Below are 1045 nucleotides of genomic sequence, written 5' to 3'. Positions count from 1 at the left end.
TGAAGCTTCATCACGGTGAAAGCTGCCAGTACTATCGCATCGAGCGCCAGGGCAGTCAAAAGCACGATACCGAAGGCGCCGACGTCTGCTCGACGATAGCGGAACACGCCCCAATGTATGATCATGTCCATGACGAGGTAAAAGAAAGCACCGAGGGATGCGATCCGGCCTAAATCAAAGAGCACGGCCAACGTCGCGGCGATGACGACAGTATAGACCAGGGTGTGGCGTTGGATGGGACCTGGCATACCGAAGTGGCTGTGCGGGATCATTTCCATGTCGGTCAGCATCGCCAGCATACGCGACACCGCGAAGACGCTGGCCAGAACGCCGGACGCCGTTGCGACAGCGGCCAGGATCACCGTGAGTATGAAGCCGGTTTGTCCAAGGGCGGGCTGCGCCGCTTGTGCCAGCGAATAGTCACGCGCTGAGATGATCTCCTCGATCGTGAGACTCGAACCGACCCCGTAGGCGACCAACAGGTAGACGACGACGCAGATTCCGATAGAGAACATGATCGCTCGGCCAACATTGCGATTTGGTTCAGTGATCTCGGCTCCGCTGTTGGTGATCGTGGTGAATCCCTTGAACGCAAGGATGGCCAGCGCCGTAGAGGCGATGAACCCCGTGAGCCCGTAGGATTGTGAGGTCTCGGACGCCGCGGCGAACGCAAAACCACTGGACCACAGGGCCGCGATGCCAAACAGAGCTATGCCTCCGATCTTGATCGCGGCCATGATCAACGAGAACAGCCCGACCGAGCGGTTTCCGGCCATGTTCACCAAAAAGGCGAAAACGATCACGGCCACAGCCAGAGCGGGGACCAATGGGCCACCTTCGATATCGAAAGGGCGCAGGACATAGGTGGCGAAGGTTCGCGCGACGAGGCTTTCCGCGATCACCATGCTGAGCGCCATCAGCAGTGCGGCCCCGCCCGCGATGGCTCCGGGGCCATAGCATTTCTGCAGGATCATGGCGATGCCACCCGAGGACGGCCATTTGTTCGACATCCTGATGTAGCTGTAGGCGCTGAAGCTTGTGACGA

1 protein-coding gene is annotated in these 1045 nt (G+C 59.4%); it reads right to left on the bottom strand.

Features of this window, described 5'->3' with window-relative positions; translation table 11 throughout:
* Window positions 1-1045, bottom strand: a 1045-nt coding sequence (locus tag ACR0B3_RS24235) for an APC family permease (RefSeq protein WP_480811270.1), incomplete at both ends; no start/stop codon positions are given.

It is taken from the genome of Ruegeria sp. CE9 (assembly GCF_056537425.1).
Note: the sequence above shows the minus strand (reverse complement) of the source record. Positions and strands in the feature narration are given on the sequence as shown.